The organism is Rothia terrae (assembly GCF_012396615.1).
GTDB lineage: Bacteria > Actinomycetota > Actinomycetes > Actinomycetales > Micrococcaceae > Rothia > Rothia terrae.
Genome location: NZ_JAAXPV010000012.1, coordinates 35,594 through 57,935 on the forward strand (window position 1 = coordinate 35,594; position 22,342 = coordinate 57,935).

The 22,342-nt window shown below is 52.5% G+C and carries 21 protein-coding genes; 9 read left to right on the top strand and 12 right to left on the bottom strand.

Features of this window, described 5'->3' with window-relative positions:
• Window positions 1-56 precede the first annotated feature (56 nt).
• The 5 genes from gyrB to dnaA all read right to left on the bottom strand — a co-directional run bounded on the left by gyrB (window position 57) and on the right by dnaA (window position 7,832).
• Window positions 57-2,087: a DNA topoisomerase (ATP-hydrolyzing) subunit B gene (gene gyrB / locus HF984_RS07690; protein WP_168615092.1), complete on the bottom strand. Its 2,031-nt coding sequence runs from the start codon at window positions 2,085-2,087 to the stop codon at window positions 57-59.
• 414 nt (window positions 2,088-2,501) lie between these two features.
• Window positions 2,502-3,125, bottom strand: coding sequence for a DciA family protein (locus tag HF984_RS07695; RefSeq protein ID WP_343947402.1), 624 nt, complete (start codon window positions 3,123-3,125; stop codon window positions 2,502-2,504).
• 2 nt (window positions 3,126-3,127) lie between these two features.
• Window positions 3,128-4,351 (bottom strand): DNA replication/repair protein RecF, encoded by a 1,224-nt coding sequence (gene recF, locus HF984_RS07700; protein ID WP_168615093.1) that lies wholly within the window; start codon window positions 4,349-4,351, stop codon window positions 3,128-3,130.
• 197 nt (window positions 4,352-4,548) lie between these two features.
• Window positions 4,549-5,676 carry a DNA polymerase III subunit beta gene (gene dnaN, locus HF984_RS07705; RefSeq protein ID WP_168615094.1) on the bottom strand — a complete coding sequence of 376 codons (1,128 nt, stop codon included), beginning with the start codon at window positions 5,674-5,676 and terminating at the stop codon, window positions 4,549-4,551.
• Window positions 5,677-6,176: 500 nt separating this feature from the next.
• A complete protein-coding gene (dnaA, locus tag HF984_RS07710) occupies window positions 6,177-7,832 on the bottom strand; it encodes a chromosomal replication initiator protein DnaA (protein ID WP_343947403.1) in 1,656 nt (551 codons plus the stop codon).
• A 473-nt stretch (window positions 7,833-8,305) separates the two neighbouring features.
• On the opposite strand from dnaA, the gene rpmH reads away from it, so the two are divergent.
• The 6 genes from rpmH to rsmG all read left to right on the top strand — a co-directional run bounded on the left by rpmH (window position 8,306) and on the right by rsmG (window position 11,565).
• Complete coding sequence (gene rpmH, locus HF984_RS07715; RefSeq protein WP_168615095.1) at window positions 8,306-8,443, top strand: 50S ribosomal protein L34; 138 nt, start codon at window positions 8,306-8,308, stop codon at window positions 8,441-8,443.
• Between the two features lie 91 nt (window positions 8,444-8,534).
• A complete protein-coding gene (gene rnpA / locus HF984_RS07720) occupies window positions 8,535-8,948 on the top strand; it encodes a ribonuclease P protein component (RefSeq protein WP_168615096.1) in 414 nt (137 codons plus the stop codon).
• A 3-nt stretch (window positions 8,949-8,951) separates the two neighbouring features.
• Window positions 8,952-9,344, top strand: coding sequence for a membrane protein insertion efficiency factor YidD (gene yidD / locus HF984_RS07725; RefSeq protein WP_168615097.1), 393 nt, complete (start codon window positions 8,952-8,954; stop codon window positions 9,342-9,344).
• Between the two features lie 59 nt (window positions 9,345-9,403).
• Window positions 9,404-10,375 (top strand): membrane protein insertase YidC, encoded by a 972-nt coding sequence (gene yidC / locus HF984_RS07730; protein WP_168615098.1) that lies wholly within the window; start codon window positions 9,404-9,406, stop codon window positions 10,373-10,375.
• 32 nt (window positions 10,376-10,407) lie between these two features.
• Window positions 10,408-10,923 (top strand): R3H domain-containing nucleic acid-binding protein, encoded by a 516-nt coding sequence (locus HF984_RS07735; protein WP_168615099.1) that lies wholly within the window; start codon window positions 10,408-10,410, stop codon window positions 10,921-10,923.
• Between the two features lie 3 nt (window positions 10,924-10,926).
• On the top strand, window positions 10,927-11,565 hold the full coding sequence (rsmG, locus tag HF984_RS07740) for a 16S rRNA (guanine(527)-N(7))-methyltransferase RsmG (RefSeq protein WP_168615100.1): 639 nt from the start codon (window positions 10,927-10,929) through the stop codon (window positions 11,563-11,565).
• Between the two features lie 522 nt (window positions 11,566-12,087).
• On the opposite strand, the gene HF984_RS11750 is transcribed toward rsmG, so the two are convergent.
• Window positions 12,088-12,393: an NAD(P)-binding domain-containing protein gene (locus tag HF984_RS11750; protein WP_281727801.1), complete on the bottom strand. Its 306-nt coding sequence runs from the start codon at window positions 12,391-12,393 to the stop codon at window positions 12,088-12,090.
• Entirely contained in the window at window positions 12,390-12,734 is a 345-nt protein-coding gene (locus tag HF984_RS11755) for an NAD(P)-binding protein (protein ID WP_343947405.1), read from the bottom strand. Before HF984_RS11755 ends, HF984_RS11750 begins: the two co-directional genes overlap by 4 nt.
• Window positions 12,735-13,231: 497 nt before the next feature.
• On the opposite strand from HF984_RS11755, the gene HF984_RS07750 reads away from it, so the two are divergent.
• The gene (locus tag HF984_RS07750; protein WP_281727805.1) at window positions 13,232-14,080 is read left to right on the top strand and encodes a ParA family protein; all 849 of its coding nucleotides are present in this window, start codon (window positions 13,232-13,234) and stop codon (window positions 14,078-14,080) included.
• A 237-nt stretch (window positions 14,081-14,317) separates the two neighbouring features.
• Window positions 14,318-15,622: a ParB/RepB/Spo0J family partition protein gene (locus tag HF984_RS07755; RefSeq protein ID WP_168615102.1), complete on the top strand. Its 1,305-nt coding sequence runs from the start codon at window positions 14,318-14,320 to the stop codon at window positions 15,620-15,622.
• Window positions 15,623-16,603: 981 nt separating this feature from the next.
• Here the strand turns inward: HF984_RS07755 and HF984_RS07760 are convergent.
• Window positions 16,604-16,912, bottom strand: coding sequence for a LexA family protein (locus HF984_RS07760; RefSeq protein ID WP_210729652.1), 309 nt, complete (start codon window positions 16,910-16,912; stop codon window positions 16,604-16,606).
• A gap of 1,007 nt (window positions 16,913-17,919) precedes the next feature.
• On the opposite strand from HF984_RS07760, the gene HF984_RS07765 reads away from it, so the two are divergent.
• Window positions 17,920-18,576 (top strand): transposase family protein, encoded by a 657-nt coding sequence (locus HF984_RS07765; protein ID WP_168615103.1) that lies wholly within the window; start codon window positions 17,920-17,922, stop codon window positions 18,574-18,576.
• 421 nt (window positions 18,577-18,997) lie between these two features.
• Here the strand turns inward: HF984_RS07765 and HF984_RS07770 are convergent, their stop codons facing one another.
• The 4 genes from HF984_RS07770 to trxB all read right to left on the bottom strand — a co-directional run bounded on the left by HF984_RS07770 (window position 18,998) and on the right by trxB (window position 22,302).
• Window positions 18,998-19,840 (bottom strand): formate/nitrite family transporter, encoded by an 843-nt coding sequence (locus HF984_RS07770; RefSeq protein ID WP_168615104.1) that lies wholly within the window; start codon window positions 19,838-19,840, stop codon window positions 18,998-19,000.
• Window positions 19,841-20,196: 356 nt separating this feature from the next.
• Window positions 20,197-20,718: a GNAT family N-acetyltransferase gene (locus tag HF984_RS07775; protein ID WP_168615105.1), complete on the bottom strand. Its 522-nt coding sequence runs from the start codon at window positions 20,716-20,718 to the stop codon at window positions 20,197-20,199.
• Between the two features lie 190 nt (window positions 20,719-20,908).
• On the bottom strand, window positions 20,909-21,232 hold the full coding sequence (trxA, locus tag HF984_RS07780) for a thioredoxin (protein ID WP_168615106.1): 324 nt from the start codon (window positions 21,230-21,232) through the stop codon (window positions 20,909-20,911).
• Between the two features lie 35 nt (window positions 21,233-21,267).
• Complete coding sequence (gene trxB / locus HF984_RS07785; RefSeq protein WP_425563895.1) at window positions 21,268-22,302, bottom strand: thioredoxin-disulfide reductase; 1,035 nt, start codon at window positions 22,300-22,302, stop codon at window positions 21,268-21,270.
• Between the last annotated feature and the right edge of the window lie 40 nt (window positions 22,303-22,342).

Consider the following 22,342-nt stretch of genomic DNA (forward strand, 5'->3'; position numbering starts at 1 on the left):
TTCGATCTCTAATATTCCTTATCGGCTATATAGCCGGTTTTTCACACGAAAAACCCTTAGATATCAAGGAATCGAATGTCCTTTGCGTTCTGCTGAATAAACTCACGACGAGCCTCAACGTCTTCGCCCATCAGAACGGAGAAAATCTGGTCGGCCGCCGCAGCGTCGGTCATTGTCACCTGCAGAAGAGTGCGTTTCTCAGGATCCATGGTGGTTTCCCACAGTTCCGAGTAGTCCATCTCGCCCAGACCCTTGTAGCGCTGAATACCGTTATCCTTCGGCAAGCGCCAGCCCTTAGCCTGACCCGCGGCGAGCGCCTCATCGCGCTGAGCGTCAGTGAAGACGTAGTCGTGAGGAGCGTTTGACCACTTGAGGCGGTAGAGCGGCGGCTGAGCCAAGTAAACATAGCCGGCTTCAATGAGCGGACGCATGAAACGGAAGAGCAGGGTTAGCAGCAAGGTAGTGATGTGCTGACCGTCGACATCCGCGTCCGCCATCAAAATCACCTTGTGGTAGCGTGCCTTCTCGATATCGAAGTCATCACCAATGCCGGTACCGAAAGCGGTAATCATGGACTGAATCTCGGAGTTGGACAGCGCACGATCCAGGCGAGCGCGTTCAACGTTGAGGATCTTACCGCGCAGGGGCAAAATCGCCTGGGTTACGGGGTCGCGCCCCTGCACAGCTGAACCACCTGCAGAGTCACCCTCTACCATAAAGATTTCTGAAATCGCGGGTTCTTTGGATGAGCAGTCTTTGAGCTTACCGGGCATGAAGCCGGTTTCCATGAGACCCTTACGACGCGTGGTCTCGCGAGCCTTACGAGCAGCTACACGAGCCTGCGCTGCGGTGATCGCGCGGCGAATAATTTCTTTCGCGGTGCCGGGATTACGCTCAAACCAGTCGCCCAGGTGATCCATCAGGGCACGCTGGACGAACGCCTTGGCTTCTGAGTTACCCAGCTTGGTCTTGGTCTGACCCTCGAACTGCGGCTCAGAAATCTTTACTGAGACTACTGCGGTCAGGCCCTCACGAACGTCCTCACCGGTGAGGTTATCGTCCTTATCACGCAACAACTTGTGCTCGCGCGCATAGCGGTTGACCAGGGTAGTCAGTGCAGTGCGGAAGCCTTCTTCGTGAGTCCCGCCCTCGTGAGTGTTGATGGTATTCGCATAGGTGTGAACAGACTCTTTGTACGATGAGGTCCACTGCATAGCAACCTCAAGGTTCATCACACGCTCGGTGTCTTCACCTTCAAAGTCAATAACGTCTTCGTTGACCACGGTGAGGTTCTTAGATTCGTTCAAGAACTTTACGTAGTCCAACAGACCGTTTTCGTAGAGATAAGTAACGGTCTTGAGCCCCTCGGAGCTTGCACCCACCTGGTTCAGCGGCAGTTCCTTCTTGGTCTCATCATCACCGGCGACCTCATCAGCCTCGAACTGCTCACGCTCGTCGGTCAACGCAATGGTCAAACCCTTATTCAAGAATGCCATCTGCTGGAAGCGCGCACGTAGCGTCTCAAAATCGAACTCTACAGTCTCAAAAATTGAAGGATCCGGGTAGAAAATCTGAGTAGTACCGGTTTCATCGGTAACCTCACCGCGGGTCAGCTCCTGGTCAGTATGACCGCCGTCCTTGAAGGAAATGTTCCAAGCGTAACCCTGACGGCGAACCTCGGTCAGAACGCGAGTAGACAGCGCGTTCACCACAGAAATACCGACACCGTGCAGACCACCGGAGACAGCATAACCGCCACCGCCGAACTTACCACCGGCGTGCAGAATCGTCATAACGACCTCAACAGTGGGCTTATGTTCCGTGGGGTGTTCGTCAACGGGAATACCGCGGCCGTTATCTTTGACGCGTACTGCGCCGTCCTTCTGGATTACAACATCAATGCGATCCGCGTAACCGGCGAGCGCCTCGTCAACAGAGTTATCAACGACCTCGTAAACTAGGTGGTGCAGACCGCGCTCAGTAGTTGAGCCGATGTACATACCCGGACGCTTACGAACAGCTTCGAGGCCTTCGAGGACGGTAATGTCGCTCGCGCCATATTCGCGGGGAGTTTCTTCAGTTGCCACTACTTTTAGGCTCCTTGGTTTTACAGGTGACGCGCGGGAAAGATGCGGGTGCACTGAGCAAGCTACCGAGCGCACGGGCTCTCACGCATCGCGTTTCAAGGAGCTGAGAGAAAAGGCGCTGTCGGGGGCTAGCTGGGCACGCACATAGTGCGCGTTATTACCTCTAATTCTACCGGAAAAACGCCTAAATATGGGGGGTTTGAGAGTTCTTATTGATGCTCAAAAGCGTTTAAAAGCTGTTTTTAGCGTCTCGACCCCTCAAGCTGTAGGACTCTATCTCTTCTTACTCCAACGCACCAGAAGCGATTTTTCGTGAAATTTTCAGTTTTCTCCCAGCGCGAGGCACTTTCCGTGGATTTGCGTTCTAAAAAATAGATTTTTACAGCGCAAATCCACGGAAAGTGAGGGGATACCCTACCCGTATGTATCGCGAGGCCCGCGCATCCCCGGGGCGACGCGTCGTCCGCGCTTCCACGACGGCGTATTCGGCCCGTTCACTTGAATTTTCTGCACGACGCCGGCGCCCAGCTCACGCTCAAACATTTTGAGGATTTCATTGGTCATCATGCGCAGGTTCACCGCCTGCGGGGTAGTCTCACATTGAATAATGACTGTGCTGTCGGTGTAGCTCACCGGACGCGCATAAGACGCCACGTGCGCACCCACCAGCTCATCCCAGCGCGCCAGCACGCTAGAAACCGCCACAGGTTCCTTCCACCCACGACTCTGAATCATTTTCTCCATGAGATCGCTCAGCGGTTTAGGATCGCGAGCGCTCTTTCCCGGCCCTGTATAACCGCCCAAGGTCCGCGGATCAACCGAATGGTACCGGCGTTTTTTACGCTTAGACCCCGGCTCCGCGCTCATGACTTCACCGAAATCACGCGTTAGCTTCTTCGCGGCGTTGCCCTGCAAGCGTCCTTCACCGCGAGATGCAGCCCCCGCACGCATCCTGTTCAGCAAAGCAGCAGGTGCGTTCACCTCATCTTCAAAACGATGCGGGTCTGCCGCCGGCTGGTCGAAGACGTCCTCGTACACGGTTAGGCACCCGGCTGACGGTAGGTGGGACGGGCTTCAGTAGCAGGCAGGGTGAGTTTGGATGCGTCCACTGCCTCAGCGGTTGCAGGGCTAACCTTCACCAGGTGCATTCCCTGCCGCAAAGCATCCGGAATATCAGTGTGTACAGCGCACGTCACCAGCACCTGCTCGGCGCTCGCAACGATCTCACCGAGGCGCGCTCGCCGCGCGGTATCGAGCTCAGCAAACACATCGTCGAGAAGCAAAATGGGCGAGGCCCCCTCAGAGCTATCATCCTCAAGGTGCACATACCAGGACGCCAAACGCAACGCGAGCGCATAAGACCAAGTCTCACCGTGCGAGGCAAACCCCTTAGCCGGAATACCGCCCAGTTCAAGCACCAAATCATCTCGGTGCGGCCCTACCAGCGTGACCGCGCGATCCAATTCATCGCCCTGTTTCTCGTCAAAAGCGCGCATCATCGCAGAACGAATATCGTCCACGCTCATCAGCGCGGCCTTACCCAGCACCTGCGCAGAAATTGAGGGGAACACCGTTGAATCGTAGGTAAACGTCAGCTGTTTAGCACCATCGGTCAGCTGATCATATGCCCGTTGCAGTTGGGGAAGCATCAACGCTAACACCCGAAAACGAGCCTGCAACACGTGCGCTCCCGCCAGCGAAAGCTGTTCATTCCAAATACGTAATGTATTCAGGTCGGTATCATCAGTACGACGCCCGCGCATCGACTTGAGCAAAGAATTACGCTGCCGCATAATACGCTCGTAATCGCTCACATACGCACTGACTGATGGGCGCAATGCCACCGCTAAATCATCAATAAACTTACGACGATTCGACGGATCGCCCTTAATCAGTTGCAAATCCTCGGGCGAAAACAGCACCGTGTGATTGATGCCCAGTGCCTCTCGCGCTCGCACCGGCGCAGCCCTGTTAATGCGCACGCGGTTAGACTTTCCCGGCGCAATTTCAAGCTCCATAATGGTCTGTTGCCCGCCACGCACGACGCGAGTACGCACGTAAGCCCGATCCGTACCCACATGCACCAGGGGAGCATCATTACTGACACGATGCGAACTCAGATTTGCCGAATAGTCGAGAGCCTCCAAGATGTTGGTTTTACCCACACCGTTAGAGCCCAAGAACACCGTCACACCCGGCGTCAGCGGCAAATTAAGCAAAGGGTACGTGCGAAAGTTCATCAACGAAATATGGTCGATGTACATACGCTCGTACCCCTTGGCTAGAGAAATGTAAAAGATTGAAGGCTCATACCGCTAGCAGACACGTCGTCGCCAGCAGTCCCTCTCGCGGTCTCGCACTGGGCGCTCGCCAGCGATTCACGCCAGCCCCGATGCCAGCTGGCGACAGGACGTGCCTGCTACCGTCGAAAACCAGTGCAGCGTGGGACAAGAGCCTTTACTTACTGGTTAGGCAGACGCACCGGCATCAGCAGGTAGCGGTAGTCCTTGGAGTCCTCGCCCAGTGGCTCGCTCTGCGCTGAGAGCACAGCGGGCTTCGGGGGAGTGGTGAAGGAGAAACGCACGTATTCTGAACCGAAGGCGTTGAGACCTTCCAACAGGTAGGCGGGGTTGAAGGCTACGGTGATGTCTTCACCTGAAAGCTGAGCATGAATCTGCTCGGTTGCCTGCGCGTCCTCGCCGGTGCCCGCGTCCAAGGTGAGCTGGCTCTGAGTAAATGCCAAGCGGACGGGGGTGTTGCGCTCTGCTACGAGAGAGACGCGACGAACTGCTTCGATGAGCTCTGAGGTGCGTACAACTGCGTGAATCGGGGTGTTCTCGGGGAACAGCGCACGAATCTTGGGGTACTCGCCGTCAACGAGCAGGCTGGTGGTGCGTCGTGAACCTGATTCAAAGCCGATGAGTTCGTGAGCATCTGATAGGGCGATGTTCATGTCGCCTGCGCTGCCCAGGGTCTTAGCGACTTCGCTCATGGTCTTTGCTTTAACCAAAACTGCGGTTGAGATATCTGAGGATGCCGGTGCCCAGGTCATTTCGCGCATTGCGAGACGGTAGCGGTCGGTAGCGAGCAAAGTGATTTTGTCGCCTTCGATTTCCATACGGACGCCGGTCAGAATAGGCAGGGTGTCATCTTTGGATGCTGCCACGGTGACCTGTGAGACGGCTTTAGCGAACTCGTGACCGTCAACGCTACCTGAGACTGCCGGCAGAGCAGGGAGTTCGGGGTAGTCGGTGACAGGCATTGCAGCGAGGTTAAACTTTGATGATCCGCAGGTGAGGTGAACCTTTGAATCTACGACCTCGAACTCTACTGACTTACCAGCAGGAAGAGACTTTGAGATATCAGCTAGGAGACGACCCGAGACAAGGGTGGTTCCTTCGGTTTCTACATCGGCTTCGATGTTGAGTTTTGCGCTGGTCTCGTAGTCGAAGCTTGCGATAGAGACAGAGCCGTTTTCAGCTTTGATAAGCAGACCTGACAGAACAGGTACGGGGGGACGAGGTGACAGTGAACGAGCAGTCCAGCTAACAGCTTCTGCTAACACATCACGTTCAACAATAAATTTCACGCCGATTACCCCTTAAAACTGAAAAATCTAGGCATTTGAGAAAACTGAGCGTTAAGAATCTGGCTCAGCACTCTAGCTTACCCGATGCAGTAGGACGCGGGGAGGGGATTTGCCTGTGAGGAAGAGCTGAGATTTTTTGTAATTACGAAAGTTCAGGAAGGAAGCTTGGAGAAATTGGAAGAATCTGTAATTACAAGTTTGGTAGCTGTTTGAGGGGCGCACGCGAGCAAAAAACGCTCAGGAATTTGTTATTTGGCTTTTCTTCTTTAAAGAATCGTAGTGTTAATAACCCCTGTGGAATCTGTGGAAAAACCGCTTATGCCCTGTAATTACAAGGATTTAGGGTGTTGATAGAATGTGGAGTAATTCGCTTGATGCTGTGCGTGCACTGTGAATGAATATTTATACAAATAGGGAAGTCCACACCATTTGTATAACTATTCACTTAACGTCCACATTAATACAGTCCCACCGCACAAGTTATCCACAGGGGTATTTTGCTACTTAGCGGTGCGCTGTTCCTGCTTAATCTTGTTGGTCAAATCAGTGACCTGGTTGAAAATAGCCCTGCGTTCCGCCATTAGCGTGCGAATCTTGCGGTCAGCGTGCATCACCGTGGTGTGGTCGCGTCCGCCCAATTCTTGCCCGATGCGAGGCAGCGACATATCAGTGAGTTCACGCAGCAAATACATGGCGATCTGGCGTGCTGTCACCAGCGTGCGAGTACGCGACTTCGACTGCAGCTCATCCAATGTCACGTCAAAGTAGGTAGCCGTAGCAGTGAGCACCTGTGATGCCGTGATTTCAGAGGCGCCATCGTCCGTAATCAAATCTTTAAGCACCAGCTCCGCCAGCGCACGATCAACGCCCTGCTTGTTCAAGGACGCAAATGCCGTCACGCGAATCAACGCGCCCTCAAGCTCACGAATGTTGGTGGAGATATGAGATGCGATGTACTCCATGACGTCATCAGGTACATCCAGGTTCTCGTTCTGTGCCTTCTTGCGCAAAATAGCGATGCGAGTTTCAAGTTCGGGCGGCTGCACATCGGTAATCAGACCCCACTCAAAGCGCGAGCGCATGCGCTCAGCAAACCCCGTCAATTGCTTAGGAGGCATATCTGAAGTGATAACCACCTGCTTCTGGTGGTTGTGCAGGGCATTGAAGGTATGGAAGAACTCTTCTTGGGTGTGTTCTTTACCTGCCAAGAACTGAATATCGTCAATGAGCAACATATCGACGTTGCGGTAAATCTGCTTGAACGATGAGCCTTCATCATCGCGAATTGAGTTGATGAAGTCGTTGGTGAACTCTTCGGAGTTCACGTAGCGCACGCGCAGGTTGGGGTAGAGATGCTTGGCGTAGTGCCCAATAGCGTGCAACAGGTGGGTTTTACCCAGGCCGGAATCGCCATATATGAACAGCGGGTTATATGCCATGGCGGGTGTTTCTGAGACAGCGAAAGCCGCTGCGTGTGCGAAACGATTGGACTGGCCAATCACAAAAGTATCGAAGGTATACTTGGGGTTCAGTCGAGCCGATGATTCCCAGCTAGTAGCTTCCCCTGCAACGGGGCTGTTAGCAATAATTTCCGATTCGGCTATAAGTTCATCTGCTGAGGCGTGATCAGCAACAGCCCTATCTGCAAGTGGCTTTTCGGCCTCCGGGGGAGTGGGCACATCCAGTGCAGAGGAATCAGCCAATGGAGTTTGCGCTGCGAAGTTAGGCGTGGACTGGCTGAGTTCAGCCTCAAGGTCTTTCACCGAAGGCATGGAACGCTCGATGCGTTCGGGCTCTGCCGGGGTTTCAACGGTGGGCGCGGATGCGGCTTCCCCCTCCGCAGGAGCAGGTTCGACAGGAGCTACAGGAGCTGCGGTTTCTGCCGATAAACCGGTGTCGATGACAAAAGCTTCAGAGATGCCCGCACCAAAAGCCTCTTCTAAAGCTGCTTTAAAGGCGTCCTTGATGTGGGTCTGAAAAACTTCGCGGGTGAGTTCGTTGGGCACAGCAACAAGTAGAACGTTGCCCATGTGCGCCTGAGGCTGAGCAAGACCGACAAAGGCCTTCCAACGCTGACCGAGCGCGGGATTTGAGCGCAACAGGCTAATCGCGTGCGCCCACCGCTGCTTTAAGTCATCGCTCAGCTGATCAACCACGTGGTGCTCCTTAGAAAATCAAGAAATTTATGAGAGAAGAAAATTCCTCATCCACCGAATATCCACAGGAGTTATACACAGGGTGGAAAACTTGTGATTTAACTGCTGGTTGCCGGTGGAAAATAGGGCGTAGACCCCGAAAGTATCACAGAAATTGTAATTTACACATGTTGAAAACAACTCTGTGGATAACTTCTTCTCAGCATACGTGAAATTACAAATATCCACACCTGTGCACAGGTGAATACGCACAATCTGTGATTAAAATTCAAGGCGTCATTACTTGACCCCACTACCAAAAATCTTCTAGAGTTGTCCAGTCGTATGTGTACTGGACTGCACCCATTTTCGAACGGGTGCAAGCGGCCGTAGATCCGGACGAAACCGTACATAGCAAGAGAATTGCGCGAGATTAGAAGCTTCTTCACCGAAAAAGCTTTCAACCTGCGCGTGAACAAACGAAAGACACAATAATGTCAAAGCGTACTTTCCAGCCGAACAACCGTCGCCGCGCTAAGAAGCACGGTTTCCGCCTTCGTATGCGCACCCGTGCGGGTCGCGCAATCTTGGCTAACCGTCGCTCAAAGGGCCGTGCAAAGGTCTCAGCATAAGCGATAGCCTGATTCGGCATTCGTCAGTAGTGAAGCCCTCCTCACAATAAGTGTCGAGGGCTTTACTGTTATCTACACTCCAGGAGAAACCATGCTTTCAGCGGCTCACCGTATGCGAAATGGTGCCCAGTTCTCCGCAACAACGCGCGGGGGAGCTCGCGCCGGACGCAAAACCCTCGTGTTTTACGCCCTCCCTTACGACGCCACCACCCTGGTAGGTTTTATCGTTTCAAAAGCCGTCGGTAACTCGGTAATGCGCAACAAAGTCCAGCGCAAACTGCGCCACATTGCCGCGAACTCGCTGAGCACCCACCAACACGGCTATTATTTTGTAGTACGCGCTCTACCCGCAGCAGCTACAGCCAGCTTTGCGCAACTTGAGAGCGACTACACCTCGGCGCTCACCAGCGTCCTGGCAAAACTAGAACGCGCCACCACCCGTGAACCGGCAGCACAACGCCCCGACGCCGGAACATCCGCACCGCAGCCGCGAGAGGAGCTCTAACCTATGGGCACCACCGCGCACACGCATCCTCACGAAGAAGGCGACGTGCTACTCGACAACGCGCCGCACGAATTCGTGCACCCGGCGTCCGTCACCCACGCGCTGTGGACCCTGCCCCAAAACGCCCTGATCGCGTTCATCAAGATTTACCGGCTCATCATTTCGCCGCTCTATGGCAACGTCTGCAGGTATTACCCCAGTTGCTCAGCCTACGGGCTAGAAGCAATCACCGTACACGGTGCCCTCAAAGGCCTCTCACTCACTGTCAAAAGACTGTTGAAATGCCACCCCTGGGCAACCGGAGGATTAGACCCAGTTCCTGCCGGAAAGCGAACCTTCGCACCCGGCCGTGAACCCAAAATTATGCTCTTGAACCATCCGAAACGCGCCCACTAAAACCGCGCATCGGATACCACCCTCAACCGGCTCAACCGCACGAGCCAAGGAGAACATCAATGTTCGACATCATTCTTTGGCCCTTCAAATGGATCGTCTCCCTGATCCTCACGGGCTTCCACTCCCTTTTCACCGCCCTCGGCATGGACCCCGCATCCGGTGTTACCTGGACGCTGGCAATCATCGGCTTGACCCTGGTGATGCGAACCATCACCATTCCACTGTTCCTCAAGCAGATCAAGTCCATGCGCGGTATGCAGGAGCTCCAGCCTGAAATGGCGAAACTGCAGGCAAAGTACAAGGGCAAGACCGATCAGCTCTCACGCCAGGCAATGGCTCAGGAGCAGATGGAGCTCTACAAGCGCACCGGCGCTAACCCGCTCTCATCCTGCCTGCCCATCATCGTGCAGATGCCGATCTTCTTCGGTCTGTTCCAGGTGCTCCGCGGTGTCCCCGCAGCAGCTGCAACGGGCGAAAGCATCCTCATGCTGCCCGCCGACCTTGTCAAGCAGTTCAACGACTCCTACATCTTCCAGGCGCCGCTGTTCTCAACCATGATGCAGCCCGGCAACGGCAACCACTTTGCAACCATCCTCATCGCAGCGGTTCTCGTGGTCTTCATGTGCGTTACCCAGTTCATCACCATGAAGCAGCTCTCGGCTAAGAACATGTCAGATTCCGCTAAGGAATCACCCATGTACCGCCAGCAGCAGATGATGCTCTACATCTTTCCCATCATCTTCGCCGTATCAGGTATCAACTTCCCCATCGGTGTGTTGATCTACTGGACCGTCTCAAACCTCTGGTCAATGGGCCAGCAGTGGTGGGTTATCCGCAACAACCCCACCCCCGGCTCACAAGCAGAACGCGAACTCAACGCGCGTCGTGCAGCTAAAGGCCTTCCTCCCGTAGGTAAGACCAAAGAACAGCACGCACGAGAGCAGGAAGAACTGCGTGAACGCGCTAACCGCGGCCAGCGAGTACAGCCCGTTGGCAAAAAGCGCCAAAAGCAGCAGAACCGCCGCAAGTAACCACACCTGCTCTTACACCAGAAAGAAATACTGTGTCAGAAACACAAGAAAACTACGTAGAACCCGAAACCACCGCACTTGAAGAAGAGGGCGACATCGCGGCTGACTACCTCGAAGAGCTCCTCGATATCGCTGATATTGATGGCGACATTGACATCGAAGTACGCAATAACCGCACCTACCTCTCCGTCGTCACCGAAGGCGATGAAAGCGAAGATTTGCGCGCCCTCGTTGGCAAAAACGGTGAAGTTCTGGACTCCCTTCAAGAACTCGTTCGACTCTCCGTACTTTCTGCAACCGGCAACCGTTCACGTCTGATCTTGGACATCGCAGGCCACCGCGCCAACCGCGCCAACCGTCTTGCCACCATGGCCAAGGACGCGATTGCCCGCGTCCAGGAAACCGGCGAAGACGAGCACCTGCCCCCGCTGGGTGCCTACGAACGCAAGCTCGTACACGACCTCGTTGCTGAAAACGGCCTCTACTCAGAGTCCGAAGGTGAAGGCAAAGACCGCCACATCGTGATCTCCGTGGCTGAGAGCGAGTAAAACATGGCAGAAGCTCCCGAACTCACCGGTGCTGAGCTGGATGCGGCTCAGAAAGTCTTTGGCGACCGTCTACCTCTTGCCCAGCGCTACGTTGAGCACCTGGCAACCTCGGGCATTGAGCGCGGTCTCATCGGCCCGCGCGAGGTGCCCCGCCTGTGGACACGCCACGTACTCAACTGCGCTGTCGTGCAGGAACACATCGCACAAGACGCCTCAGTGGCCGACGTAGGCTCCGGCGCAGGCCTTCCCGGCCTCTGCTTGGCGATTGCGCGTCCAGACCTTCAGCTCACCCTCATTGAGCCTCTTGAACGACGCGTTATCTGGCTCACCGAGGTAGTCGAAGACCTTGGCCTGGACAACGTCACTATCCTGCGCTCGCGTGCTGAACAGGCAGTTGGTGAAGTAGACGCTGACTACGTCACCGCCCGCGCAGTGTCGGCTCTCGTAGGTCTGCTGGACATCACCATGCCCATTCTTCGCGGCACAGGCCAGCTCCTGGCCCTCAAGGGACGCAGCGCAGCTGAGGAAATCACCAAAGCTCAGAAGAAGCTCAACAAATACGGCGCTCGCGACACCGAGATTATTCTCGCGGGCGACGACCTACTAGAAGAACCCACCACGGTGGTTCGAGTAACGCTCTAAAGTCTCTTAGAGTTCTACAGCCCGCCGCTTTCCTCTCATCATCGGTAGGAAAGCGGCGGGCTTTTTTGTGTCTTTTGACGGTACGGGGGTGCCTACTGTGATTTCTGCGAGGGTGGGTGAGTGGGAGATGAAAACCCTGCACGGTTACGACCCCGGTTGGCGACCTGTCCCGCTCTGTGTCGCTTCGCTGACAGTGCGGTTCATCCCGTTTGAGATGATCGGTTAGAGGCTTCGGGGGAGATATTTAAGGGTGTTTGCGTATTTCATGTTCGGCAGGTGGGTTACAGAAATAGGCGAGTGGGAGCAGTCTGCTGAATACACCCCGTTTCACGTGAAACAACGCTAAAACATCTTAAATAGGTTGTTTATTTGTTTTCTATGAGGAATTTTCGCACTGCAATTGCAGCCTGACGCCCCGCCTTCGACGCTCCCACTGTGCTCGCTGACGGGCCGTAGCCGACGAACTTTACCCGCGCGTCTTTGACCGCCGTTGTCGCACCCTGCACATTATTTTTGACGCTCTCAAGGGCTATACCACCGTGCTCCGACCTCAGCTTCAGCAGCCAGCCCACCAACCGGTCCTTTACGCCAGCTCGGTTCGCTACGCGTCGCCCATAAAACCTCCCTCGCAGTATGTGCGACCTCGCCGATGAGCTGAACAGCCGATGCTCCGCCACCGACAACCAGCACCTTCTTGTCTTTGAAAACTTTGGCAGAGGTGTAGCCTGCGGTGTGGATCTGAAGCCCCTTGAACTTTTCAGCACCTGGGTGATAGGGAAGAAAAGGATGCGTCCATGTGCCCGACGCGCTGACCACAGTTTCTGTCATCCATGATCATTCTCAGATTGCACCTCAAGTAACTGCGGGTTTTCTTCAGCGTTGCGCACGGACGTAACTTTGACCGGTCTTACTACCGGCAACTCGAACTCTTTTTCGTATCTGGCGAAGTAGTCGGGAATCGCCTTGTTGCTTTGAGCGGGTGACGCGTCAGGTGCGGGTGCTCCCGGGAGGTCTGCTACCCGGTGTACATCGTTCATGGTGAGTGAGTTCCAGTGGTGTTGCCATGCTCCACCGGGTGTTGAGTTGGCGTCTAGAACAATATGGTCGATGCCGCGTCTTTTGAGTTCGTAGGATGCTGTTAGGCCGCTTTGCCCGGCGCCGATGACTATTGATTAATAGGCATGCTGACTCATGTTATTACCGTTCTTCCTCGTGAAAAACCTTATGTCTATATAACTTCAGGGATCTCTGGAATATGCCCGAGCGTCAAGGTTCTCGCGTTGGGAGGGGTGATGAGAATGTGCGTAAAAAAGCGTGTTTCACGTGAAACAATAAATAATTCACATATAAACAACCTATATAGGTCGTTTCGAATATCTACTTGTAGCTGTGTTAGGCATGAGGGAGTAGGCTGGTAATCAAAAGAAACTCCCGGAGATGTGTCGTTGCAGAGTCACCGGGATGTGCTTTCACTACTAGAACCGTCAACAGAAAGAAGCGCATGAGTAGCTCATTGACGCCCCCAGATTTCGGATTGCCTCCCGAGCCAGCTGCTTCGCCGCAGTCCCAATCACCGGATCGTGGCCGTCGTGTTTCACGTGAAACATTAGAAAAAATCGAACGGTCATCGGCAGCAGCCCCCAATACTCCCGTTGCGAAGGACGTCATGAGTGAAAAGAAAATCTTCAATCGGCTGATGGAAAAGCCAGTGAAAGCACCGGCAGAAACCCGCATCTTTACCATTTCTAACCAGAAGGGCGGTGTGGGTAAAACCAGTACCGCGGTTAATCTTGCGGCCGCGCTGGCGCTTAAAGGGATGAACGTTCTTGTGGTCGACAACGACCCTCAGGGTAACGCTTCTACCGCGCTCAATATCGAACACAGTACCGATATCAACAGCACCTACGATGTGCTGATTGATGATATGCCGCTAGCCGATGTTGTGACGAAAGCACCTGACCTGGAAAACCTTTGGGTTGCTCCCGCAAACATTGATTTGGCGGGTGCTGAGATTGAACTGGTTTCGATGGTTGCACGTGAAACCCGTTTGAAGACCGCACTGGCAGATTATGCTACCTACCGTGAACGTGAAGGTCTGCCGCGTCTGGACTATATCTTCATTGACTGCCCGCCCAGTCTGGGGCTGCTTACCATTAATGCCTTTGTAGCTGCGCGTGAAGTCTTGATTCCCATTCAGGCTGAGTATTACGCATTGGAGGGTTTGAGCCAGCTGCTGAAGAACATCAGCATGATTCAGAAGCATCTGAACTCTGAGCTCTTTATCAGCACTATCATGCTGACCATGTTTGACGGTCGCACTAACCTGGCCGCCCAGGTGGCTGAAGAAGTTCGCGGGCACTTTCCCGACCAGGTGCTGGACGCTGTTATTCCTCGCTCAGTGCGCATCTCTGAGGCGCCCAGTTACCAGCAAACTGTATTGACGTATGATCCTCAGTCAACGGGGTCAGTGGCTTATCTGAAGGCAGCTATTGAGATTGCCATCAAAGGAAAATAAATTTTAAAAGGTTTATTTATCATTATTTTGAGGGTGAAATCTTCCTTTTAAGTTGATGGTGGTTGACGGCGCGATGGTGATGTTTCACGTGAAACATCACCATTTGTGTTTAACCCTCTGTGAATGGAAGAGGATCAGCTGCAGGAAATATCTGAGACAAACACCGCAGTGTAACCCTCCTAGTTCGGAGCTGACCTACACTTGATACAGAACAAAATCACTGCACAGGAGGAATACGTGGCGGAGAAGCGACGAGGCTTAGGGCGAGGGCTAGGAGCTCTCATACCTTCAACTGAAGACAGCTCAGAAATCCTAAAGAGCAACCAGTCAGCTGATGCTCCTCAAGAGCCTGCTGCCACACAAGATGCAAAAGAGGAAAGTCAGAAGCCTAAAGCTTCTCCAGCGGCTCGTAAGCCACGCACCTCAGTGTCACGCAAGCGTCCTTCTCAGACGGCGGAGAAAGCGGCAGAGGACGTTGCGGCCCCGCAGGAAACTAAGTCCTCAGCACAGCAGAATAACGCGAAGAGCGACGCTAACTCCGCTCAGAAGACTGGCGGCAAGACCTCAGCAACAGAGACTTCTATTAAGAAAAACAGCAATGTTTCACGTGAAACAAAGAAGAAGCGTGCTGATATGGGGGCGGCGTTACGCGCAACCAGTAGCACTAAACGTCCCGCAGACTTCTTCTTCGGTGCCGATGACGACGCAGAAAAGCTCGTTCCTGTGCCGGGTGCAGAGTTCGCTGTCCTCAATGTGAAGGACATTCACCCCAACCGCAAACAGCCTCGAATTGACTTTGATGAGCACGATATGGAAGAACTCGTGCACTCCATCAAAGAAATTGGTGTTCTACAGCCAATCGTTGTGCGTCCTAGCCAGGAAGATAACGATGAAAAGTACGAGCTTGTGATGGGCGAGAGACGCTGGCGCGCGACCCAGCGTGCGGGCATTGATACTATTCCGGCGATTGTACGAGAAACCAAGAATGTGGATCTTCTGCGTGACGCACTGCTGGAGAACCTGCATCGTAGCCAGCTCAACCCTATTGAAGAAGCGGCAGCCTACCAGCAGCTTCTCGACGAGTTTGAGACTACTCAGGATCAGCTGGCGCAGCGCATCGGACGCTCACGTCCACAAATCTCTAACACCATCCGCTTGCTGAAGCTACCCGCTCTCGTGCAACGCCGTGTAGCCGCTGGCATTCTCTCAGCAGGTCACGCTCGCGCGCTTTTGAGTCTCAAATCCGCTGAAGATATAGAAAAAGTAGCTCAGAAGGTTGTCAATGAAGGACTTTCAGTGCGAGCTATCGAAGAGCTGGTAGTACAGACTAACTCCACTGATCCCAAGCCTGCGCGTAAGGCTGCTCAGCCTCAAAAGCATCACGAACGTCTTGATTACATCGCGGATGCTTTTGCAGACAAGCTGGATACCAACGTGAAAATCCAGCTGGGCTCCCGCAAGGGCAAAATGACGATTGAATTCGCCTCTGTAGAGGATCTGAATCGTATTATCTCTGTGCTTGATCCTGGCATGGAGAAGTAGCTAGAAATTTTTCTTAAAGGCCGGCAGCGAGGTTCCGCTACCGGCCTTTTGCGTGCTCTTTTGAGGGTAAAACCCGTGGATGAAAAAAGCATCTGTTTTCAAGAGTAGAGCTTCTGAGGAATGTTCTTGCCGTCTTGGTAGTCCTCTAACCTCGGTTTTGCGATGTTTCACGTGAAACATCTTTAGAAACGCTATGCGAAGCTCTCTATGCAGAGCTTTGAGGAAGCCATTTTTGAGGATTAAAAGCCCAGAAGCTTATCCGTAAAATCCCTGAGTCCTGGGCTGGGTAGTGGTGGCAAATAATCCGGCCTGATTCCCTTCGCTCATAAGGTGATTCATACATTGGTTCTGAGCCCAAAGATTTCTCTCCTTGCACGCTCGGGATCTTTGAACTCAACCCAGCCAGTCTGCCATCCGCTACACTTGCTCAAAATCGCACCTCTTATAAATAAGCCTAATATCAGTCACGACTATCTTGGTACCTGCGCATTTATCCTAGAAGAATTATTTACTAATAAGACTCAAACGGTTCACAAATTTTTCCCTTTTTAGAATTCTTTTTTGATTTTAATGCACTGAAAATTAGCGGTAGATATTTATTGCTGAATTCTTTCGGGGTGAATTTTAGTAATTGATTTTAATAAATTAATACTTGCTCCCAGTATATTCTTCTAAGCTAATCACAACAGAGTCACGTGTAGAAAATATTATATATTAAATAAATCACATATTAATTAAAAATATCTATTAATTTTTGGTGTTATTTAAAATTTCCCAAGTGTGTTTTTAACTTTTGAATCCTTGAAGTGGGGTTGAATGAGGCTTATTCATAAGGGGATAACAACCACCACCTAGACAACAGCCCCACCAGCGGCAAAAAAATGAGAATAAATCATCACACATATTCTCAAGCCAAACCGATTAAACCATTGCCCCACAAGCCTATAACAGGCCTTAACCACCAACAATTCACCACGCTACTCAAAAAACCCTCAACAACCAGCCTTTGCCCTCTCTATCAACGCCTAGCCGTTTGATCGTGAACTCTCTATCTAGTGAAACATCGACAACTTTGCCGGTGCGCGGTTTTATCGTGCGCTCCACAATAATCTCGTCCTGGTCATAGATACCTGCACCCTCCATAGAGTCTCCATAGACTCGTAGCACAAACGTATTGGCGCGGTCCTTGATGAGTATTTTGTTGAGATCTATCTGGGTTTGCTGATAGTCCTGGGCAGGAGAAGGAAATTGAGAAACTGTACCCCTCTTTATAGAGCGCGGGTCTGACAAAATAAGCTCTGCTCAAGCTAGCTGAAATCATTGTCGCTGTTGCCCATCAGATACGGCCAACAGCGACGATGAGCTCAAGAAGTCGCATCAGATATGGTGGTGCCTCTTAGCTCATTAGCAAGAAAAACGGGAGAGGAACAGAACTACTCAACTCACCTATTACCCTCGCACTCTAAGCCACGTGAAGGCTTCCCTCACCTCCACATCTCACGTCTAAAGACTATTACTCCATCCATTAGTCTTGGTGGCAGTAGCAACAGCACCAGAGGCAGAAGTCACAGTCGCCGATTGCTCATAATGATAAATTCGCGAGGGCAACGTTGTCCCTGCCTGACAGGAGGAGACAAAACTAAAATTCGAACTCGTAGGCTGAGTCCACGACGTACCCGAAACGGTAATAGGACACGTATAGGTTGAAACAAACTCACGGAACACCACCCCGTTATAGGTCGTAGTTTTACCACTAGCTACCGGAACGCTCCAACACGTGGAAGTGTTAGCAACTCGGGTGAATGTTGTTCCTGACTGCACCGGCAACCAGTAGGAGGCTTTAAGGTTAGTTACCTTAGATGTGCTCTTAATATTGCTAATAGTCAGGTAAGAGTTCTTAGTGCTTTGCTGACTAATCTGGAGCTGTACTTTACCCGCACAAGAGTAAGGGGTTACGGTTTGCCCTGATGCAACCGCTGAAGCGAAATAAGTAGAAGATGTGATTGCAACTGTAGCTGAGGCAGCGTAAACAGGGACACCTGCTGTGGCTAAGACGGCAGGAGCAGCCCACGCGGCTCCTTTGGTGAGATTGCGTCGACTGATATGGGGGTTATTAGTCATGACCTATTCGTTTCGTTGGTATGCTTAGTTTCCTTTCTTTTCATTATAAAAAAAGAGAGACTTATTCAAAAGTATGCACACACCTCACACCCACCAACTAGACAACGGCCCCACCATAGCGGCAACCTTGAGGATAAATAACCACAAATATTCTCAAACCGCACCAGGAAGAACCGTTGCACCACCAGCGTACAACCGGTCTTACCGCCACGCAATTCACCACGCTACTGACAGCCCTCAACAACCACCTCACCTGGTTCAAACCCGATCAAAAACCACGCAAACTTACCCTAGCCCCAGCACTGAAACTAACCCTGCTCTACCACCGGCACAATCTCACCGAAGAGCTACTTGCTGAAATCTTCACCGTCTCGCAACCTACTATCTCACGGACCATCAACACTATCGAAAAGGCGCTTGCAAAGGTCTTCAGACCGCTAGAACAGTCTATAGAAAACAGCCTGAAAATCCCTGGTTCACTGGTTATCGACGGCACCCTAATTCCCACCTGGAACTGGCGTTCACTAGGGAAAATAAACTTTTCTGGTCAGCATAAACGTGCTGGTTTCAACCATCAGGTGATTTGCACCGTTGACGGGAAACTGCTGGCCATCACTGACCCGGTGCCCGGGGCTAGGCATGATGCTTATGCCTTCAAACATCATGACCTGCAAAAGTATCTTAATGAGAGCACTTTAGCTGATAAGGGTTATCTCGGGTTGGGGCTGGTCACCCCGACACGGCGTAGTAAGGCCCGTAGGATAGCTGCGGATGTGAAGGCGGTGAACAGGTTCATTAATTCACGCCGGGTGGTGGAGCGGGGGATTGCCTAAGTGAAGACCTGGCGTATTTTGCATTCTGGGTTTCGTAGGCCGCTTGCTTTGTATGGGCGGGTGTTTGCGGTGGAGCGGTGGAGCGGTGGTTGGTGTTTTATGCTGCTGGGAGGACTTTTGAATAAGTCTCTATGTTGCAGAAATATGTTTCGTAATAAAAGATAGATGTCTTGGCAGAAACAGCTCCAGCGAGCAGTCCCTCTCACCCGATTCGCTCATAGGGCGATTCACGTCGGTCCCGATGCCAGCTCGCTGGACGCTGTTTCTATCTCTAGGCGTCTTTGGGCATAGCCTGTAGGAGACTTGGGAGCCATACTGGAACTGACCTGTCGTCACCGCGTCCTTTTTGCCTGCTTTTCGGTATAAAAAATCGGGGGCGTTTCACGTGAAACATCCCCGAGTAATTAATGAATATAAAGGTTTAGCGGGCTACTTTGGAGCTCACTACCGCGTCAGTCTGTGGAGGCTTAGCACCGAGCTTTTGGTGAATGAACCATTGGAAAAGACCAACGGCGACACCGCCACCAACGATGTTGCCCAGAGTGACCGGAATCAGGTTGGCGAAGATGAAGTTTGACCAGGTAAGTACGGGGTTTCCGCCAAGAATGACGCCGAAGGGAATCATGAACATATTGGCAACAGAGTGCTCAAATCCAAGCGCAACGAAGGCAGTAATAGGGCCAAGAACCGCGAGAATCTTATCGGTGGTGGTGCGACCGGAGAATGCCATGAATACAGCGATGCAGACAAAGAAGTTCGCCCCAATGCCCAGGACAAAAGCTTCCATCCAGGGGTAGCTTACTTTTGCTGCTGCGGTCTTGGTGACAATCTCACCCCAGGCTCCGCCGTTGCGATCCTGTAGACGCCCAAAATAGCAGAGACCTACAACAAGCATTGCACCCATAAAATTTCCAATGTAGGACAGGACCCAGTGGCGAATCCACTGGCCCCAGGTGATGCGTCCGGCGAGCTTAGCGCTCAGACTCATGGTGGTTGAGGTGAAGAGTTCTGCGCCGGTGAGAACCACCATCATGAGGCCGACGGAGAAGGTCATACCGCCAATAAGTTTGATAAGACCAGCTGGAAGATCAGCCGCTCCGAGTTGGGTGTTGACAAAGAAAGCAAAACCCAGGGCGATGAGTCCTCCGCCGGGGAGTGCCAGAAGAAAAGTTTTAAGGGGTGATGTGGTCGCCTTAGCCTGCATGGCGGCAACGGTGCTCTCGACCATTTCGGGAGGCGTAGGTGTGTTGATAGGAGTGGTCATACGGTCACTCTAGCAAGAGAATAATTGGTGACTATGAGAACCCGTTTTATTAAGTCCGTGTCATCCGTGCCGGGTCTTGGGTGCGGTGTTCTGTGTGAATAATCTTCTCGGTAAAACGTATGAATTGTTGAAGATTTTTAATGGGGAGGGGTGAGGGTGATGCAACGTATTCTGGACTGGACGCTTTTGGTGTTGGGAATTGCTGTGATAGGACTGGCTATGTGGGAGGGATTTATCTGGGGTAGCTGGATTGATGAAAACTATGTTTCTGATTTTCCCACTTCGGAGTCATTATTTTTATTGTGTGGTCCCGGGGTTTTCATCAGTCTAATAGCAATTATTAAATTGTTGAGAGATTAGATGAGTGATATTTCCATTTCTCGTTCGAGCAGTTTAATTCCAAACATTTCATCGCGCTTGGTTTTTCCGGTGAGAATAAATCCAAATTTTTGGTAAAAAGATAGCGCGCGTGAATTTCCGTCTAATACCCAGAGTGATGCTTGAATAAAACCTTCATGGGATAGCTGCGCTAAAGCATCCTGCATTAAGGAAAAACCAATGCTCTGCCCTACATTATTAGGATTAAGATAAAGCGCATAAATTTCGCCGGTATTTTCTGAATCTTTTTCCCGGCACTTTCCAAAAGTGCACACACCAACCACTACGCCATCTCTATCAGCCACCCGCATCCTGTAATCTGCGGCGCGTGCAGACCGAATAATGAGCTCTTTCTGCTGTTTTTCGCGCTCACATACGTCTAAGGATGCGAGAAAAGCGCGGGGGAGTAGCCCCTCGTAGGCAAAGCGCCAGCCGTCAACGAAAATGTTTGCCAGCGTGTGCGCATCCTGAAGGCGAGCGGGACGAATCAATGTGGGCATGGGGCGTCCTCTCAGAGACGTTAGAGAACTGTATACCTGAGAAATCAGTGCAGAACCTTGAGGTACCGTACTGTCGGCAAGCTTAGCCGCCGAATACCTGCAAACGCGCATCCTAGCCACTTTTGACACAAAAACGCCCCGGAAAAACTTCACCTGAAGCTCCGGGGCGCTGAAATAAGCCTAGATGCGCTTATGCGTCCAAGCCGAATTCTTTGATGAGGGCAGCCTTGGGCTTTGCGCCTACGGTCTGCTTGTCGACCTCGCCGTCCTTGAACATATAGATCGCGGGGATTGAGGTGATGCCGTACTTCATGGCGGTTGCCTGGTTAGCTTCAACATCGACCTTGACGACCTTGACCTTGCCGTTCTGCTCTGCAGCGATCTCATCGAGAACGGGGCCTACCATGCGGCAGGGGCCGCACCATTCAGCCCAGAAATCTACGATTACGGGAACATCCGACTTCAGAACTTCGTCGCCGAATGTTGAGTCGGTAACTTCAAGAGCGTTGCTCATAGTATCTATCCTTCGTGTAAGGGGTTATAAAATCTTTAGAGAGATTCGAGGTAGTGTTGCGCGTCAATAGCTGCGGCGCAACCTGAACCTGCGGCGGTAATTGCCTGGCGGTAGATGGGGTCGATGACGTCGCCCGCTGCGAAAACACCGGGGATTGAGGTACGCGAGGAGCGGCCGTCAACCTTGATGGTGCCGTTAGCGGTGAGTTCCAAAGACTCCTTGACCAAGTCGGTGCGGGGGTCTGAGCCAATAGCCACGAAAACACCCTCAACGGTGAGCTGTGATTCTTCGCCGTTCTTGGTGTTGCGTACGGTTACGTCCTTGACCTTGTCTTCACCGTTGATGGACGCGATTTCTGAGTCCCACAGGATTTCGATCTTGGGGTTGTCGTAGGCGCGCTGAGCCATGATATCGGATGCGCGGAATGAATCGCGGCGGTGCACGATGTAGACCTTGGACGCGAAGCTGGTGAGAAAGAGTGCTTCTTCAAGTGCTGAATCGCCGCCGCCGACAACAGCGAGTTCTTTTTCTTTAAAGAAGAAGCCATCGCAGGTTGCGCACCAGGAAACACCGTGACCTGAGAGTCGTTCTTCGCCGTCTACGCCGAGCTTGCGGTATTCAGAGCCGGTGGAGATAATTACGGACTTTGCTTGGAAAGTGTCGCCGGAATCGAGAGTAACCTTCTTGATGTTGCCGTCCAACTCGACGGACGCGACGTCCTCAAAACGAATATCGGCACCGAAGCGCTCAGCCTGCGCCTGCAGGTTGCCCATGAGCTCCGGACCCATGATGCCTTCGATGAAGCCGGGGAAGTTCTCGACCTCGGTGGTGGTCATCAGATCGCCGCCGGGGGAGATTGAGGACGCGAAAACAATGGGCTTGAGGTTAGCGCGAGCAGTATAGATTGCTGCGGTGTAACCTGCGGGGCCTGAGCCTACGATGATGACATCGTGGATGGTCTGATCAACGTTTCCTGATGCAGAATTTTCTGCGGTGTTAGTTGATAGGTTCAGACCTGTGCCGCCGGCAAAAACGTTGCCGAAGGGCAATGAAGAGTTACTCACGGTCAGCCTTTCCTTGTAGATGGGTATGTGCTTATACACATAAAAC